Source organism: Streptomyces sp. NPDC051555 (assembly GCF_044454405.1).
Lineage (GTDB): Bacteria > Actinomycetota > Actinomycetes > Streptomycetales > Streptomycetaceae > Streptomyces.
This window is the reverse complement of the sequence record NZ_JBITDP010000021.1, coordinates 111199-127155: the sequence shown is the minus strand read 5'-3', so window position 1 is coordinate 127155 and position 15957 is coordinate 111199. Positions and strand designations below refer to the sequence as shown.

The 15957-nt window shown below is 72.8% G+C and carries 17 protein-coding genes and 1 riboswitch; of the genes, 9 read left to right on the top strand and 8 right to left on the bottom strand.

Annotation, left to right across the window (positions count from 1 at the left end):
* Positions 1 to 140: 140 nt before the first annotated feature.
* The 3 genes from ACIBEA_RS33225 (at position 141) to ACIBEA_RS33215 (ending at position 2715) form a co-directional block, all read left to right on the top strand.
* The gene (locus tag ACIBEA_RS33225) at positions 141 to 551 is read left to right on the top strand and encodes a DUF3040 domain-containing protein (RefSeq protein WP_385780998.1); all 411 of its coding nucleotides are present in this window, start codon (positions 141 to 143) and stop codon (positions 549 to 551) included.
* 106 nt (positions 552 to 657) lie between these two features.
* On the top strand, positions 658 to 1272 hold the full coding sequence (locus ACIBEA_RS33220) for a DUF4126 domain-containing protein (protein ID WP_399266907.1): 615 nt from the start codon (positions 658 to 660) through the stop codon (positions 1270 to 1272).
* An 18-nt stretch (positions 1273 to 1290) separates the two neighbouring features.
* The gene (locus ACIBEA_RS33215) at positions 1291 to 2715 is read left to right on the top strand and encodes a phytoene desaturase family protein (RefSeq protein ID WP_399266906.1); all 1425 of its coding nucleotides are present in this window, start codon (positions 1291 to 1293) and stop codon (positions 2713 to 2715) included.
* 52 nt (positions 2716 to 2767) lie between these two features.
* On the opposite strand, the gene ACIBEA_RS33210 is transcribed toward ACIBEA_RS33215, so the two are convergent.
* The 5 genes from ACIBEA_RS33210 to ACIBEA_RS33190 all read right to left on the bottom strand — a co-directional run bounded on the left by ACIBEA_RS33210 (position 2768) and on the right by ACIBEA_RS33190 (position 7112).
* The gene (locus tag ACIBEA_RS33210; RefSeq protein ID WP_399266905.1) at positions 2768 to 3700 is read right to left on the bottom strand and encodes a hypothetical protein; all 933 of its coding nucleotides are present in this window, start codon (positions 3698 to 3700) and stop codon (positions 2768 to 2770) included.
* Positions 3701 to 3741: 41 nt separating this feature from the next.
* Positions 3742 to 4656 (bottom strand): methylenetetrahydrofolate reductase [NAD(P)H], encoded by a 915-nt coding sequence (gene metF, locus ACIBEA_RS33205; protein ID WP_399266904.1) that lies wholly within the window; start codon positions 4654 to 4656, stop codon positions 3742 to 3744.
* 108 nt (positions 4657 to 4764) lie between these two features.
* Complete coding sequence (gene thiE / locus ACIBEA_RS33200) at positions 4765 to 5403, bottom strand: thiamine phosphate synthase (RefSeq protein WP_399266903.1); 639 nt, start codon at positions 5401 to 5403, stop codon at positions 4765 to 4767.
* Between the two features lie 71 nt (positions 5404 to 5474).
* The gene (locus ACIBEA_RS33195; RefSeq protein ID WP_385780984.1) at positions 5475 to 5840 is read right to left on the bottom strand and encodes an Rv2175c family DNA-binding protein; all 366 of its coding nucleotides are present in this window, start codon (positions 5838 to 5840) and stop codon (positions 5475 to 5477) included.
* Between the two features lie 78 nt (positions 5841 to 5918).
* On the bottom strand, positions 5919 to 7112 hold the full coding sequence (locus tag ACIBEA_RS33190; RefSeq protein WP_399266933.1) for an NAD(P)/FAD-dependent oxidoreductase: 1194 nt from the start codon (positions 7110 to 7112) through the stop codon (positions 5919 to 5921).
* A gap of 210 nt (positions 7113 to 7322) precedes the next feature.
* Positions 7323 to 7434: riboswitch (TPP riboswitch) on the top strand.
* On the opposite strand from ACIBEA_RS33190, the gene thiO reads away from it, so the two are divergent.
* The 5 genes from thiO to ACIBEA_RS33165 all read left to right on the top strand — a co-directional run bounded on the left by thiO (position 7432) and on the right by ACIBEA_RS33165 (position 12597).
* On the top strand, positions 7432 to 8622 hold the full coding sequence (thiO, locus tag ACIBEA_RS33185; protein WP_399266902.1) for a glycine oxidase ThiO: 1191 nt from the start codon (positions 7432 to 7434) through the stop codon (positions 8620 to 8622). (Overlaps the previous riboswitch by 3 nt.)
* Positions 8619 to 8864, top strand: a complete 246-nt coding sequence (thiS, locus tag ACIBEA_RS33180) for a sulfur carrier protein ThiS (RefSeq protein ID WP_399266901.1) — start codon at positions 8619 to 8621, stop codon at positions 8862 to 8864. Before thiO ends, thiS begins: the two co-directional genes overlap by 4 nt.
* Positions 8865 to 8867: 3 nt before the next feature.
* Positions 8868 to 9707 (top strand): thiazole synthase, encoded by an 840-nt coding sequence (locus ACIBEA_RS33175; RefSeq protein ID WP_399266900.1) that lies wholly within the window; start codon positions 8868 to 8870, stop codon positions 9705 to 9707.
* Between the two features lie 80 nt (positions 9708 to 9787).
* Positions 9788 to 11701 (top strand): Stk1 family PASTA domain-containing Ser/Thr kinase, encoded by a 1914-nt coding sequence (pknB, locus tag ACIBEA_RS33170; protein WP_399266899.1) that lies wholly within the window; start codon positions 9788 to 9790, stop codon positions 11699 to 11701.
* A 2-nt stretch (positions 11702 to 11703) separates the two neighbouring features.
* Positions 11704 to 12597 (top strand): deoxyribonuclease IV, encoded by an 894-nt coding sequence (locus tag ACIBEA_RS33165; RefSeq protein ID WP_399266898.1) that lies wholly within the window; start codon positions 11704 to 11706, stop codon positions 12595 to 12597.
* 39 nt (positions 12598 to 12636) lie between these two features.
* On the opposite strand, the gene ACIBEA_RS33160 is transcribed toward ACIBEA_RS33165, so the two are convergent.
* Positions 12637 to 13269 (bottom strand): sulfite oxidase-like oxidoreductase, encoded by a 633-nt coding sequence (locus ACIBEA_RS33160; RefSeq protein ID WP_399266897.1) that lies wholly within the window; start codon positions 13267 to 13269, stop codon positions 12637 to 12639.
* A 165-nt stretch (positions 13270 to 13434) separates the two neighbouring features.
* Here ACIBEA_RS33160 and bfr point away from each other — a divergent pair, with 165 nt between their 5' ends.
* Complete coding sequence (gene bfr, locus ACIBEA_RS33155; RefSeq protein ID WP_399266896.1) at positions 13435 to 13914, top strand: bacterioferritin; 480 nt, start codon at positions 13435 to 13437, stop codon at positions 13912 to 13914.
* A 39-nt stretch (positions 13915 to 13953) separates the two neighbouring features.
* Here bfr and ACIBEA_RS33150 read toward each other — a convergent pair whose 3' ends face one another.
* Both ACIBEA_RS33150 and ACIBEA_RS33145 read right to left on the bottom strand, forming a co-directional pair.
* Complete coding sequence (locus tag ACIBEA_RS33150) at positions 13954 to 14223, bottom strand: bacterioferritin-associated ferredoxin (protein ID WP_399266895.1); 270 nt, start codon at positions 14221 to 14223, stop codon at positions 13954 to 13956.
* A 151-nt stretch (positions 14224 to 14374) separates the two neighbouring features.
* On the bottom strand, positions 14375 to 15730 hold the full coding sequence (locus ACIBEA_RS33145) for a class II 3-deoxy-7-phosphoheptulonate synthase (RefSeq protein ID WP_399266894.1): 1356 nt from the start codon (positions 15728 to 15730) through the stop codon (positions 14375 to 14377).
* Positions 15731 to 15957 lie beyond the last annotated feature (227 nt).

Below are 15957 nucleotides of genomic sequence, written 5' to 3'. Positions count from 1 at the left end.
CGCCTCAACGACCGGCCTTACGACGGTACGGTTTGGCGAAATGGCGTAGAGGGGCGGGTTTCACGGGGGCGATTCCCTGCCTATCCTGGAGGGGACCCCCGGTCGCTACCCCGCGCGACCGACGGATGAGGAGGACTCCCGTGCCGCTCTCGGAGCACGAGCAGCGAATGCTCGAGCAGATGGAGCGAGCGCTGTACGCCGAAGATCCCAAGTTCGCGACAGCGCTTGAGGGAAGCGGGCTGCGTACGTACACCCGGCGACGGGTCTACCAGGCAGTCGCAGGCTTTCTGGTGGGTATCGCGCTCCTCATGACCGGAATGGTCGCGCAGAACCTGATCTGGGTCAGTGTGGTGGGATTTCTCGTCATGCTGGGCTGTGCGGTTCTCGCGGTCACCGGATGGCGCAAAGCACCCAAACCTGGCGAGCAGCCCGTGACCGGCAGCGCCGGTGACCGCGGCCACGGCCAGAACCGGCAGCGCCGGACGATGATGAACCGGATCGAGCAGCGCTGGCAGCGCCGCCGCGACGAGCAGGGCCAGCAGGACCGGTAGGTCCCGCAAGACCTGGGGTGAGGGGACGTACGCCGGCCGGCGCACGTCCCCTCACTCGTCTGCGGGTTTCCCCGCCCGACCGGGCGGCGTGCTGCATGATGACCGGGTGAGTGTCCTCCCCCTGGTCTTCACCAGCGGCTGGGCCAGCGGGATCAACGCCTACGCCGTGGTCCTGCTGCTCGGCATCTTCGGCGCGACCGGGCTCACCGACGAGGTGCCCGCATCGCTCCAGCGCACCGACGTCCTCGTGATCGCGGGGATCCTGTTCCTCTGCGAGTCCGTCGCCGACAAGATCCCGTACGTGGACTCGCTCTGGGACACCGTGCACACCGTCATCCGGCCCGTCTCCGGGGCCGTCGTCGGGGCGCTGCTCGCCGGGCAGAGCGGTTCGCTCTCCGACATCGCCGCCGGGGCCGTCGGCGGTTCCACGGCGCTGGCCAGCCATTTCGTCAAGGCCGGCACGCGCATGGCGATCAACACCTCGCCCGAGCCCTTCACCAACATCGCGATGAGCACGGCCGAGGACCTCGGGGTCGGCGGGATCGTCACCTTCGCCATGTTCAATCCGCAGGCCGCCGCCGTCATCGCGGGGGTGCTGCTGCTGATCGGCCTCGTGCTGCTGCTCTACCTGTGGTCCCGGATCCGTCGCTTCCTGCGCCGCCGGGCCCAGCGCCGCGAGGAGAAGCGGCTGGCACAGGCGCCGACGGGGCCGCCGGGGTGACTCGGTAGGGTCGGGCGCATGGCACGAATTGCGGTGATCGGCGCCGGGATGGGCGCGATGGCGACGGCCGCCCGGCTGGCCGTGGCAGGCCACCGGGTGACGGTGTACGAGCGCTCGGCGACCTACGGCGGGGCGCTGGGGCGCTTCGAGCGCGCCGGTTTCTCCTTCGACACCGGACCGGGGCTGCTGCACCTGCCGGCCGTCTACCGCGACCTCTTCGTCAAGACGGGCAAGCGCCCGCTGGAGGAGTGCGTCGAGCTGACCCAGGTGGATCCGGCCGCCCGCCACCTGCTGGCCGACGGGACCGCGCTCACCCTGCCGGGCGCCTCGCGCGGCGGCGTGGCCGCCGTCCTCGACGCGACCTTCGGCGCGGGCTCGGGCGACCGCTGGAGCGGGGTCCTCGGGCGGGCCCGCGACGCCTGGGACGCCACCCGCCGGCCGCTGCTGGAAGAGCCCCTGTGGCCCGACTGGCAGGTGCTGGGCCGCGACCCCTACCCGGCGCTGCGCGGCAGCGGGCTGCTGCGCCGCCGACCGCCGACCCTGGCCGAGATGGCCGGACGGGAGCTGGGCGGGCCGCTGGCCGCCCTGCTGGAGGCCATGGTCCTCGGGCACGGGATCGACCCGCGCACCGCCCCCGCCGCCGCCGTGGCGCTCCCGTACATGGAGCAGACCTTCGGCAGCTGGTACGTCCGCGGCGGACTGCGCGAGCTGGCCACCGCCGTGTACGAGCGCTGCCGCGAGCGGAAGGTCGACTTCTGCTTCGATGCCCCGGTCCGGGAGGTACTGGAGCAGGACGGCCGGGCGGCCGGGGTGCTGCTGGCCGACGGGACCCGGGCCCCGGCCGACACGGTGGTCTGCGCGGTCGACCCCCGCCGGCTCCTCGCCCCGCTGCTGCCGGGCGCCCTGCCCTGGCCCGCGGACGCCGTGCCCCCGCGCACCGAGGCCCTCAGCCGGAGCACCCTCTTCCTCGCGCTGCGCGGCCCCCGGCCCGCCGACGCCGTCCACCGCACCGTGGTGCACTCCGCGGACGCCCGGCCCGTCACGGTGCTGCGCCCCGACGACCCGGCCACCCGACCCGACGCGGACCACGAGGCGGTCACCGTGAGCGTCGCCTGTTCCGCCGCCGGGATCCCGGAGGGGGAACTGCTGGCGGCGGCCGCGCGGGCGGTTCCGGGGCTGCGGGAACGGCTGCTGTGGCAGGAGGGCCGCACCCCGGCGGACGTCGCCCGGGACACGGGCGCGGTGGACGGCGCGGTGCCGCCGCCCGCCCTCGCGGGCGCGGCCGGCCGGATGCTCTACCCCGCGAACGCCACCGCCCTGCCGGGCCTATACCTGGCGGGTGGCTGGGCCCACCCCGGTGGCGGACTGGCGCACGCCGGGATGACGGGGGCCCTGGTGGCGGGCCTGATCGTGGAGGGCGCCGACTTCCGCGGCTCCCGCTAGTACCGCTTGTACCGCTTGTACCGCTTGTACCGCTTGTACCGCTTGTACCGCGTCAGTAGCGGTACGGCTCGTAGCCGCCCGCGCCCTGCTGCGGGTACGGGTAGGGGTAGGGCTGCTGCGGGTCCGCCGGGTCGCCCTGCTGCGGCTGCTGTTGTTGCTGCTGCTGCTGGGCGTCCTGCTCCGTGTAGCGCTGCTGCGGCACCCATACGCCGCCGGGCGGGGTGTCCATGGAGTACTGCTGCTGCGCCGCCTGGTGCTGGGCCGCGTACGGGTCGATGTACGGCGCGTAGTCCCCGTACCCCGCGGGCTGGGCGCTCCCGCCCGTGCCGATGTACGGGTCGGAGTAGGCGGCGTACACCTGCTGCTCCCCCGCCACCTGATAGCCGGTGTGGTAGTCGTACCCGTCGCCCTGGGACTGCGGCTGGGGCTGTGGCTGTGGCTGCGACTGCGGGAACTGGGGGTCGTAGTAGGCCGCGTACTGGTGTGCGTCCTGCTCCGCCGTCGCGAAGGGGGAGGCGAAGGCCTGGGTCGGCTGGGCCTCCCCGGCGCCGTACGTCCCCACCTCGTCCGCGACCGGGCCCGCGGGAGCCGGGTCTGCGGAGCCGTCCGCGCCCTGCCCGGCGGCCGCGCCCTGCGCCCCGTACTCCAGGGAGCTCACCCGCAGCGCCGGCTCGCCGTCCGCGCCGCCCGCCCCGCGCCGCCGCTTGCTGGCGGCCTTGACGGGCACGCCGCCCCGGCGCAGTGCCCAACCGGCCACGAAGCCCTTGCGGAAGGAGAGCGTCACCAGGGTCTGGCCGGCCGCGAAGGCGGTCGCGCCGGCCGCGATGACCAGCACCGACGGCAACACGACGCCGCCGACGACGCCCACGAAGCCGGTGAAGGCGAGCAGCCTCCAGCGCAACCTGGCCTTGTACTGGAGCAGTACCTCAGCAAGCAGCCACAGCGCGACGAAGCCGAACGCGATGTAGAGGACCGTCATTCCCATGCATGGCCCCTCTCGGGTAGGCCGCCCACGGGTACGGCCGTTCAGGCCCGCTGATGCAGGCCCAGGTTCTCGTAGATCTCCAGCGTCGCCGTGGAGTTGTGCGTGATGAAGTGCAGTCCCGGGACACCCTCGGACAGCAGCCGCGCGCAGAACTCCGTGGCGAACTCGATGCCCATGGAGCGTACAGCGGCGCGATCGTCCTTGACGGCGAGCATGCGCTCTTTCAACTCCGCGGGGAAGACTGCGTTGCTCAGTTCCGGCAGCCGGTCCAAGGTCTTCACATTCACAACAGGCATGACTTCAGGGATGATCGGGGTCTCGCAACCCGCCTTCTCGACCCGGTCGCGCAGCCGCAGGTAGTTCTCCGGATCGAAGAACATCTGTGTGATCGCATAGTCGGCGCCCGCACGGCACTTGTCCACGAAGTGCCGGATGTCCGTGTCCCAGTCCGGGGAACGCGGGTGCATCTCGGGGAAGGCCGCGACGCCGACGCAGAAATCGCCGGACTCCTTGATCAGCCGGACCAGGTCCGCGGCGTAGAGCACGCCCTCGGGGTGCTCGATCCACTCGCCCAGCGGGTCGCCGGGCGGGTCTCCGCGCAGCGCGAGCATGTTGCGGATCCCGGCGTCGGCGTACTGCCCCAGGACGTTGCGCAGCTCGGCGACCGAGTGGTCGACGGCCGTGAGGTGCGCGACCGGGGTGAGGGTGGTGTCGGCGGCGATCCGCTCGGTCGCCTTGACCGTGCCGCCGCGGGTGGACCCGCCGGCCCCGTAGGTCACGGAGACGAAACTCGGCGCGACGGCCTCGATCCGGCGCAGGGCGTTCCAGAGGCTGTGCTCACCCCGCTCGGTCCTGGGCGCGTAGAACTCGAAGGAGTACGACGGGCCCCCGGACGCGAGGATGTCGCGGACGGTGCGAGCGCGGTCCGGGCGGGTGGAAGCGGTACCTAGGGCCATAAGCGCAGGTTAGACGCGGTCCCGCGGCGACCGAAGCGGCGTCCACCGATTGGACACGATTTTGGACAGATGTCGGGGCGAAATGGCGGGGCGGCGGCGGGCAGTACGTCAGCTCAGGCGCGCGCGGACCCGCTCGGCGAGGGCCGCGGCGGCCGCGCCCGGGTCGTCGGCCTCGGTGATCGCGCGGACCACCACGACGCGGTCGGCGCCCGCGTCCAGCACCTCGTCGAGGTTGGTGGCGTCGATCCCGCCGATGGCGAACCAGGGGCGGTCCTGGGCGAGGGAGGCGGTGTGGCGCACCAGGTCGAGCCCCGGCGCGAAGCGGCCGGGCTTGGTCGGGGTGGGCCAGCAGGGACCGGTGCAGAAGTAGTCGACCCCGGGCTCGGCGACGGCCGCGTCCACCTCGGACTCGGCGTGGCAGGAGCGGCCGATCAGCACGCCGGCGCCGAGGATCGCGCGGGCGGCGGGGACGGGGATGTCGCCCTGGCCCAGGTGCAGGACGTCGGAGCCGATGGCGTGGGCCACGTCGGCGCGGTCGTTGACGGCGAGGAGCTTGCCGTGCCGCCGGGCGGCCTCGGCGAAGATCTGGAGGTGCTCCAGCTCCTCGCCCGCTTCCATGCCCTTGTCGCGCAGCTGGACGATGTCGACCCCGCCCGCGAGGACGGCGTCGAGGAACTCGGGGAGGTCACCCTGCCGCTTGCGGGCGTCCGTGCACAGGTAGAGCCGGGCATCGGACAGCTGCTGCATGGGAAAACCCCCGTGGTGGTCGTGGCGTACGGGCCGTGGGCGGGCCCGCACGCCACGTGGAGCGGATCAGGTCAGAGGGCGAGCGCCTGAGCGCGGCGCTTCACCTCCGTGCCCCGATTCTCACTCAGGGCCTGCACGGGGGTGCCGGGCAGGGTGGGGTCGGCGGTGAACAGCCACTCCAGGATCTCGTCCTCGGAGAAGCGGTCGTCGCGCAGCACGGTCAGCAGGCCGACGAGGCCCTTGACGACCTTGTCGCCGTCGATGAAGGCGGCCGGCACCTGGAGGGAACGGTTCTCGCCGCGGCGCACCGCGATGAGCTGGCCTTCCTTCACCATCTGTCGGACTTTGGTCACCTCGACGCCCAGCATCTCCGCGATGTCGGGGAGGTAGAGCCAGGCGGGGACGAGGGTTTCGATCTTTGCGTCAATCTCGGTCACGAGGACAAGCCTGCCATCCGGGGCTGACAGTCGGTAGTCGGGCGGGGCGGGGGGGGGTCCGCCCGGCCCTCCGGCGCGCTACAGAACCGTGGATTTGAGCGGAACCGACGGGTCCGCCACCTTGTCCGGATCCACCCGCGCCCCGGACTCGATCAGCTTGCGGCCCTGCGCCAGGTCGCGCGGGCGGCCCACGGTGAGCACCGCCACCAGCACCCCGGCCCGTAGCCAGCACACCGACCAGGTGGCGTCGGCCGGGTCCCCGCGCCACAGCAGGGCGTCGGCCCCGGCGTGGTGCCCGGCGTACTGGACGAAGCGGCCGAACTGCTCGGACCAGAAGTACGGGACGGGGTCGTAGACGGCGGCGGTCTCCCCGGCGAGCTCCGCCAGGATGTGGGCGGCGACCGTGCGCGGGCCCTGCAGGGCGTTGTCCCAGTGGTGGACGAGGAGCCGGGCGCCGTAGCGCGCGGACGGGAAGGAGGCGCAGTCCCCGACGGCGTACACGTCGGGGAGGGAGGTGCGCAGGTGGGCGTCGGCGGTGATCGAGCCGTCGCTCCCGCGCTCCACCCCGGTGCCCGCCAGCCAGCCGGTGGCGGGGCGGGCGCCGATGCCGACGACCACGGCGGCGGCGGGCAGCTCGCGGCCGTCGGCGAGCAGCACCCGGCCCGGGGCGCCGGCCGCGCCCGCTTCGATGCCGGCGACCTTGGCCCCGGTGATCAGGCGGGCCCCGGCCTGGGCGTACCAATCGGCCATGGGGGCGGCGACCTCGGCGGGCAGGGCCCCGGCGAGGACCCGGTCGGCGGCCTCGACCACGGTGACGGAGCAGCCCGCCCCGCGGGCGGCGGTCGCGAACTCGGCGCCGATCCAGCCGGCGCCGACCACCACGGCCTCGGGCGCGGTGGCCAGCACCGGCCGCAGCCGTTCGGCGTCGTCGAGGGTGCGCAGCAGGTGGACGCCGGGGACCCCCTCGGTGCCGGGCAGGGTGAGCGGCTCGGCGCCGGTGGCCAGGACCAGGACGCCGTAGGGGACGGGGCCCGCGGTGGTGTCGAGCGCGTGGTCGGCGGCGCGCAGGGCGGCGACCTCGACGCCGAGCCGCAGGTCGATGTCGAGGCCCTCGAAGTCCACGTCGAAGGCGGCGCCCTCGGCCTTGCCGAGGAGGACGGCCTTGGAGAGCGGGGGCCGGTCGTAGGGCTGGTGGGGTTCGGCGCCCAGCAGGGTCACCGGGCCGGTGAAGCCCTGTTCCCGCAGGGCCACCGCGGTCTGCACCCCGGCCATGCCGGCGCCGACGATCACCACGGCGGGTGGGACCGCGGTGGCCGGGGTCGGGTCCGTCCGCTCCCGGGTCTGCTCGGTCCGCTCGTGCGCCTGCTCCTGCGCCTGCTCCTGCGTCTGCTCGTTCACGGCGCCCAGCCTAATCATCTGACGGTCCGTCAGGAATAGGGAGGCAGCCTTACCGGGCCCCCGCAGCGGGGTTAGTCTGGCCACCGTACCTATCGCGGGAGCCCGGCGGACCGGGCTGAGAGGGAGGCTGGACGGCCTCCGACCGTACGAACCTGATCCGGGTCATGCCGGCGAAGGGAGGGGCTGGACGCCCATGCATTCTTACGGAAATTCCGGCGGAGATTCCGGCCGGGGATGTGATGTCCTCGTCATCGGAGGCGGCATCATCGGCCTGGTCACCGCCTGGCGGGCGGCCCGGCGCGGACTGCGCACCGCGCTGGCCGATCCGGCGCCCGGCGGCGGCGCCGCCCAGGTCGCGGCCGGCATGCTCGCCGCCGTCACCGAGCTGCACTACGGCGAGGAGACCCTGCTCGGCCTGAACCTCGCCTCCGCCGAGCGCTACCCGGCCTTCGCCGCGGAGCTCGCCGACGCCAGCGGCGGCCTGGACATCGGCTACCGCGCCTGCGGCACCCTCGCCGTCGCCCTCGACGCCGACGACCGGGTCCACCTGCGCGAGCTGCACGCCCTCCAGCGCCGCTGCGGCCTGGACGCGCAGTGGCTGACCGGCCGCGAGTGCCGCCGCCTGGAGCCGATGCTGGCGCCGGGCGTACGCGGCGGGCTGCGCGTGGACGGCGACCACCAGGTCGACCCCCGGCGGCTCGCGGCCGGCCTGCTGGCCGCCTGTGAGCGGGCCGGCGTGGACATCCACCGGGCGGCCGCCACCCGGCTCACCGTCACCGCCGACCGGGCCGCCGGGGCGCTGCTCGACGACGGCACCGCGCTGGCCGCCGACCAGGTGGTGCTGGCCGCGGGCAGCCTCAGCGGCAGGCTGGCCGGCGTACCGCCGCGGGCGCTGCCCCCCGTACGACCGGTCAAGGGGCAGGTGCTGCGGCTCGCCGTGCCGCCCTCCTACGCGCCCTTCCTGTCCCGGACCGTGCGGGCCGTGGTCCGCGGCAGCCACGTCTACCTGGTCCCGCGCGAGAACGGCGAGCTCGTCGTCGGCGCCACCAGCGAGGAGCTGGGCTGGGACACCACCGTCACCGCGGGCGGGGTGTACGAGCTGCTGCGCGACGCGCACGAGCTGGTGCCCGGGATCACCGAGCTGCCGCTCACCGAGACCCGCGCGGGCCTGCGCCCCTGCTCCCCCGACAACGCCCCGCTGCTCGGCCCGACCGAGCTGCCGGGGCTGCACCTGGCCACCGGGCACTACCGCAACGGCGTGCTGCTCACCCCGATCACCGGCGACGTACTGGCCGACGTACTGACCACCGGGGAACTGCCCGAGGTGGCCCGCCCCTTCAGCCCGCGCCGTTTCTCCGCCGTACGCGAGGAGTCCCCCGCATGACCGTCTCCGGCACCTCGGACACCCCCGGAACCCCCGGCGCCCCGGTCGTCTCCGTCAACGGCGAGCCCCGCTCGTTCCCCGCGGGCACCACCCTCGACACGGTCGTCGCCACCCTGACCGCCGCGCCCAAGGGGGTCGCCGCCGCGCTCAACGAGACCGTGGTCCCGCGCGGCCAGTGGCCCGCCACCCCGGTGGGCCACGGCGACCGCGTCGAGGTCCTCACCGCGGTCCAGGGAGGCTGAACCATGGCCCACCGGACCACGACCCCCGACACCACGACCCCCGACACCACGACCGACGACCCCTTCGTCCTGGGCGGCCGGACCTTCTCGTCCCGCCTGATCATGGGTACGGGCGGCGCGCCCAGCCTCGACGTCCTGGAACGGTCCCTGATCGCCTCCGGCACCGAACTCACCACCGTCGCGATGCGGCGCCTGGACCCCACCGTCCAGGGATCCGTGCTGTCCGTGCTGAACCGGCTCGGCATCGCCGTCCTGCCCAACACCGCGGGCTGCTTCACCGCGGGCGAGGCCGTGCTGACCGCGCGCCTCGCGCGCGAGGCGCTCGGCACCGACTGGATCAAGCTGGAGGTCGTCGCCGACGAGCGGACCCTGCTGCCCGACGGCGTCGAACTGCTCGACGCCGCCGAGACCCTGGTCGACGAGGGCTTCACGGTCCTGCCGTACACCAACGACGACCCGGTGCTCGCCCGCAAGCTGGAGGACGTGGGCTGCGCGGCGATCATGCCGCTCGGCTCGCCGATCGGGTCGGGGCTGGGCATCCGCAACCCGCACAACTTCGAGCTGATCGTCGAGCGGGCCGGGGTGCCGGTGGTCCTGGACGCCGGGGCCGGGACCGCGTCCGACGCGGCCCTCGCGATGGAGCTGGGCTGCGCCGCGGTGATGCTGGCCTCGGCGGTGACCCGGGCGCAGGTACCGGTGCTGATGGCGGCGGCCATGCGGGACGCCGTGACGGCGGGTCGCCTGGCCCGTCGCGCCGGCCGGATCCCGCGCCGCCACTTCGCCGCGGCCTCCTCCCCCGTCGAGGGCCGCGCGGCCCTGGACCCGGAGCGCCCGGCGTTCTGAGGGGGCCGCACCGTCACAGGTGCGCTGCAAGAGAACGGGACCGGCGATCGGGGCCGACGGGGCCCTCGTAGAATCGCCGGGTGGATACGACCCTGGACGACCCCCTCGTCGGGCGCGTGCTCGACGGCCGCTACCGCATCGACGCCCGCATCGCGGTCGGCGGGATGGCCACGGTCTACCGGGCCGTGGACACCCGCCTCGACCGCGTGCTCGCGCTCAAGGTGATGCACCCGGCCCTCGCCGCCGACGGCGCCTTCGTCGAGCGGTTCATCCGCGAGGCCAAATCCGTGGCCCGGCTCGCGCACCCCAACGTGGTCGGCGTCTTCGACCAGGGCACGGACGGCCCGTTCGTCTTCCTCGCCATGGAGTACGTCTCCGGCTGCACCCTGCGCGACGTGCTCCGCGAGCGCGGCGCGCTGCGGCCGCGGGCCGCGCTGGACATCCTGGAGCCGATGCTGGCCGCACTCGGCGCGGCCCACCGCGCCGCGCTGGTGCACCGGGACGTGAAGCCCGAGAACGTCCTGATCGGCGACGACGGCCGGGTGAAGGTCGCCGACTTCGGCCTGGTCCGCAGCGTCGACTCCGTCACCGACACCACCGGCTCGGTCCTCGGCACGGTCTCCTACCTCGCCCCCGAGCAGATCGAGAACGGGCTCACCAACGCCCGCGTCGACGTCTACGCCTGCGGCGTCGTCCTGTACGAGATGCTCACGGGCACCAAGCCGCACACCGGCGGCACCCCGGCCGAGGTCATCTTCCGCCACCTCAACGAGGACGTGCCGGCCCCGTCGGCCGCCGTCCCCGGGCTTCCGGTGGCGCTGGACGAGCTGGTCGCCACCGCCTGCGCCCGCGACGCCGAGCTGCGTCCCTACGACGCGGTGGCGCTGCTCGCCCTGGTCCGCGAGGCCCGGTCCGCGCTGACCGACGGCGAGCTGGACACCGTACCGCCGCAGGCGCGCGCCGAGGAGCGGACCGCGGCCGAGGACCGGACCGGCGTGATCCCGCGCACCGCCCCGACGGCCGCGCCGGCGGAACACACCTCCCGGCTGGAGCACCCCGGCCCGCCGCCCGGAACCGGGCGCCCGCACGCGGTGCGACGGCCCCGCCCCCGGCGCGGGACGTACCTGATCATCGCCGGGATCCTGCTGGCCCTGGGCCTGGGGACCGGGGTCTGGTACATAAGCGCGGGTCAGTTCACCCAGGTCCCGCGCCTGCTCGGCAAGACCGAGGAGCAGGCCCGCGCCCAGCTGTCGGCGGCGGGCCTCGGGGTGAAGGGGGTCGACCGCAAGTTCAGCGACACCGTCGAGCGCGGCACCGTGATGAACAGCGACCCGGAGAGCGGCGAGCGGATCCGCGGCAACGGCGCGGTGACGCTGGTCATTTCCCGCGGCCCGCAGGTCGTCCTCGTGCCCAACGTCAAGGGCAAGCCGCTCGACGCCGCGAAGGCGGAGCTGACCAAGGCGGGCCTCGCGCCCGGCATCGTCAGCCAGGCCTTCAGCCAGGACCTCCCGCAGGGCGCGGTGATCAGCAGCAGCCCCGAGGGCGGCGCTCCGCTGGCCCCGGACGCGGCGGTGGCGCTGGTGGTCAGCAAGGGCCGCCCGGTCCAGGTGCCCAGCGTGGTCGGCGCGGGCGTCGAACAGGCCCGCGCCGGGCTGGAAGGGCTCGGCCTCAAGGTCGAGGTCGCGCCGGAGCAGGTCAACTCGGCCAGCCCGGCGGGCTCGGTCGCCAACCAGTCGCTGAGCGCCGGCGCCCAGGCGGCCGCGGGCGACACGGTGACGCTGACGGTCTCCAAGGGGCCGCGTCAGGTCCCGGTGCCGAACGTCGTCGGCCAGGACGCGGACGCCGCGAAGCGGGCGCTGGAGGGCGCGGGCTTCAAGGTGAAGGTGGAACGGCCGTTCCTCTCCTTCAGCAACACCGTCGACACCCAGTCGGTGCCGGCCGGCCAGAGCGCCCCCGAGGGCAGCACGATCACCGTCAAGACCAAGGGGCTGTAGGGATGCGCGGGACGCAGCGGACGCACTCGCCGGGCGCGGTGCGCAATCCGGTGGGCGGGCACGTGCCCGTCGCGGGCGGGCTCGCCTCGGTCGGGCTGACGTACGCCCGGGAGATGGGCGCCGAGGCCGTCCAGGTCTTCGTCGCCAACCCGCGCGGCTGGGCGACCCCGGTGGGCAACCCGGCGCAGGACGAACTGTTCCGCGAGGGGTGCGCGCAGGACGCGATCCCGGTCTACGTGCACGCCCCGTACCTGATCAACTTCGGCTCGCACACCGAGGCGACGGTGGAGAAGTCGGTGGAGTCGCTGCGCCACTCGCTGCGCCGGGGGCGCGAGATCGGCGCCCGCGGCGTGGTCGTCCACACCGGTTCGGCGACCGGCGGCCGCCCGCGCGAACTGGCGTACGCGCAGGTCAGGGAGCACATGCTGCCGCTGCTGGACGAGCTGACGCACGACGACGACCCCTTCCTGCTGCTGGAGTCGACGGCCGGGCAGGGCTTCTCGCTGTGCTCGCGGACCTGGGACTTCGGCCCGTACTTCGAGGCGCTCGACGCCCACCCCAAGCTCGGGATCTGCCTGGACACCTGCCACATCTTCGCGGCCGGCCACGACCTGGCGGAACCGGGCGGGACGAAGCAGACGTTGGACCTGCTGGTGGACACGGTGGGCGAGGGCCGCCTGAAGCTGATCCACGCGAACGACTCCAAGGAAGGCGTGGGGGCCCACAAGGACCGGCACGCCAACATCGGCCAGGGGCACATCGGGCGCGAGGCCTTCGCCGAGCTGTTCTCGCACCCGGCGATGGACGGCGTACCGCTGGTCATCGAGACGCCGGGCGGCAAGGAGGGGCACGCGGCGGACGTCGCGCTGCTCAAGGAGCTGCGCGAGCTGCACTGACGCGGGGCCGTCAGGGCTGCCGGTCAAGGATCCCGTCGGTCAGAGCTCCGGGCCGTCGCCCGGCTCCTCCTGGTAGGAGTAGCGCTGCTCGCGCCAAGGGTCGCCGATGTTGTGGTAGCCGCGCTCTTCCCAGAAACCGCGCCGGTCGGCGGTCATGTACTCGATGCCGCGGACCCATTTGGGGCCCTTCCAGGCGTACAGGTGCGGGACGACCAGCCGCAGCGGGAAGCCGTGTTCGGCGGTCAGGGGTTCACCGCCCTGATGGGTGGCGAAGAGGGCCCGCTCGGAGGCGAAATCGGCGAGCCGCAGGTTCGAGCTGAAGCCGTACTCGGCCCACACCATCACGTGGGTGGCCGTCGGCGCGGGCGGCGCCAGCTCCAGCAGCGCACGGGTGAGCACACCGCCCCATTCGGCCCCGGCCATGCTGAATTTCGTCACGCAGTGCAGGTCGGCCGTCACGGAGGAGAACGGCAGGGCCGAGAACTCCTCGTGGTTCCAGCAGTGCTTGTCACCGTCGGCGGTGGCGCCGAAGACCCTGAACTCCCAGCGCTCCGGCTTGAACTTGGGCACGGGACCGTAGTGGGTGACCGGCCAGCCCCGCTGCAATCGCTGTCCCGGAGGAAGCTCAAGCTGCGCTGCTTCCGCAGTTTCGCGGCTTTCCGGCTGACCCATGACTCCATGGTGACAGACTGGCCGGGGTGGTCATGACCAGGTCTGAACCGATTCGGGCAAGTCCGAGTAACTCCCACTAAGGAGGCACTTACTGGACGCCCCCGGACGGCGGTGCGAGGATGCGCGCACCTGCCCCGTCACACCACTTGGAAGGAGCCCGCTGCCATGCAGGGCGACCCCGAGGTTCTCGAATTCCTGAACGAGCAGTTGACCGGCGAGCTGACTGCGATCAACCAGTACTGGCTGCACTACCGCATCCAGGACAACAAGGGTTGGACCAAGCTCGCCAAGTACACCCGTGCCGAGTCCATCGACGAGATGAAGCACGCGGACAAGATCACCGAGCGCATCCTGATGCTCGACGGCCTGCCGAACTACCAGCGGCTCTTCCACGTCCGGGTCGGCCAGACCCTGACGGAGATGTTCCAGGCGGACCGCCAGGTCGAGGTCGAGGCGATCGACCGCCTCAAGCGCGGCGCCGAGGTCATGCGCGGCAAGGGCGACATCACCTCGGCGCGCCTGTTCGAGGAGATCCTGGAGGACGAGGAGCACCACATCGACTACCTCGACACCCAGCTGGAGATCATCGAGCAGATCGGCGAGCCGCTCTACATCGCGCAGCTGCTGGAGCAGCCGGAGAGCTAGCCCGAACGGGTGGCGCGGGCGGAAAGGGTGCCCCGGGGCTCACGCAGCCGGGGCGAGGACCCCGTCGGCCACGGTGAGGATCGGGTCGGCGGCCAGTACGGCGGCGGCGTCGCCCTTCTCCAGCAGCTCGCGGCGGGGGCACGCGCCCCGGCCGAGGATGCCCTGGATGGTCCGTACGCACGAGCCGCAGTCGGTGCCGGCCTTGGTGGCCGAGGCGATCTGGCGGGGCGTGCACGCGCCCGCGTCCGCGTGGGCCTTGACCTGCTTGTCCGTGATGCCGAAGCAAGAGCAGACGTACACGCGGTTCACCTCCCGGGGCGGGGCCACCCCCCATTCGGTGAGGCTTACCTAACCCTACCCAAACTTAGGGTTCCCTAAAAGGCCTGGATACGACGGTGGGGCGCGGATCACATCGATCCGCGCCCCACCCTCATAGGAAGCCACCTACTGATCGCGACGCCTACTGGTCGCGGTACATCTCGGCCACCAGGAACGCCAGGTCCAGCGACTGGCTGCGGTTGAGCCGCGGGTCGCAGGCCGTCTCGTAGCGCTGGTGCAGGTCGTCGACGAAGATCTCGTCGCCGCCGCCGACGCACTCGGTGACGTCGTCACCGGTCAGCTCGACGTGGATGCCGCCCGGGTGCGTGCCGAGCTCCTTGTGCACCTCGAAGAAGCCCTTGACCTCGTCGAGCACGTCGTCGAAACGGCGCGTCTTGTGGCCGGAAGCCGCCTCGTAGGTGTTGCCGTGCATCGGGTCGGTGATCCACGCGACGGTCGTGCCCGAAGCGGTGACCTTCTCGACCAGCTCGGGGAGCTTGTCGCGGACCTTGTCGGCGCCCATGCGGACGACGAAGGTCAGCCGGCCCGGAATGCGCTCCGGGTCGAGGCGGTCGATGTAGGTCAGCGCCTCGTCCACGGTGGTCGTGGGGCCGAGCTTGATGCCGATCGGGTTGGCGATCTGCGCGCAGAACTCGATGTGGGCGTGGTCCAGCTGGCGGGTGCGCTCGCCGATCCAGACCATGTGGCCCGAGGTGTCGTAGAGCTTGCCGGTGCGCGAGTCGGTGCGGGTCAGCGCACCTTCGTAGTCGAGGAGCAGCGCCTCGTGGGAGGCGTAGAACTCCACGGCCTTGAACTCGGCCGGGTCGGTGCCACAGGCCTTCATGAAGTTCAGCGCGTTGTCGATCTCCCGCGCGAGCTGCTCGTAGCGCTGCCCGGACGGGGAGGCCTTGACGAAGTCCTGGTTCCAGGCGTGCACCTGGCGCAGGTCCGCGTAACCACCGGTGGTGAAGGCGCGCACGAGGTTCAGGGTCGAGGCGGAGGCGTGGTACATCCGCTTCAGCCGCTCGGGGTCCGGGATCCGGGCCTCTTCGGTGAAGGCGAAGCCGTTGACCGAGTCGCCGCGGTAGGTCGGCAGCGTGACGCCGTCGCGGGTCTCGGTGTCCTTGGAGCGCGGCTTGGAGTACTGGCCCGCGATGCGGCCGATCTTGACCACGGGCACGGAGGCCGCGTAGGTCAGGACGGCGCTCATCTGGAGCAGCGTCTTCAGCTTGGCGCGGATGTGGTCGGCGGAGACCCCGTCGAATGCCTCGGCGCAGTCGCCGCCCTGGAGCAGGAACGCCTCGCCCTTGGCGACGGCTCCCAGTCGGGCGCGCAGCTGGTCGCACTCGCCCGCGAAGACGAGCGGAGGATACGACTCGAGGTCCGCGACGACAGCGCGCAGAGCCTCGGCATCGGGGTACGAAGGCTGCTGCGCCGCGGGAAGGTCTCGCCAGGTCGCCTTGGCGGCGGGGGCTTGGTTTTCAGCGTTCACGGTCACCTCGTACACATTACGTCGTCACACGCACCGTCCAGCCCCGCGATCAGATCGTGAGACGGAGATCTGCGGCGCGCCGCGGAGCATGGGCTAGGGTGCCGGACATGTACGCGCACTCGAACCAGAACTGGTGGTGGACCGCTCCGTTGGCGGCCCACTGACTCGCGTACCCACCGAACAGACGCGAAGGCCGCCCCCGGGGGCGGCCTTCGGTGTTTTCCGGGCCGCTC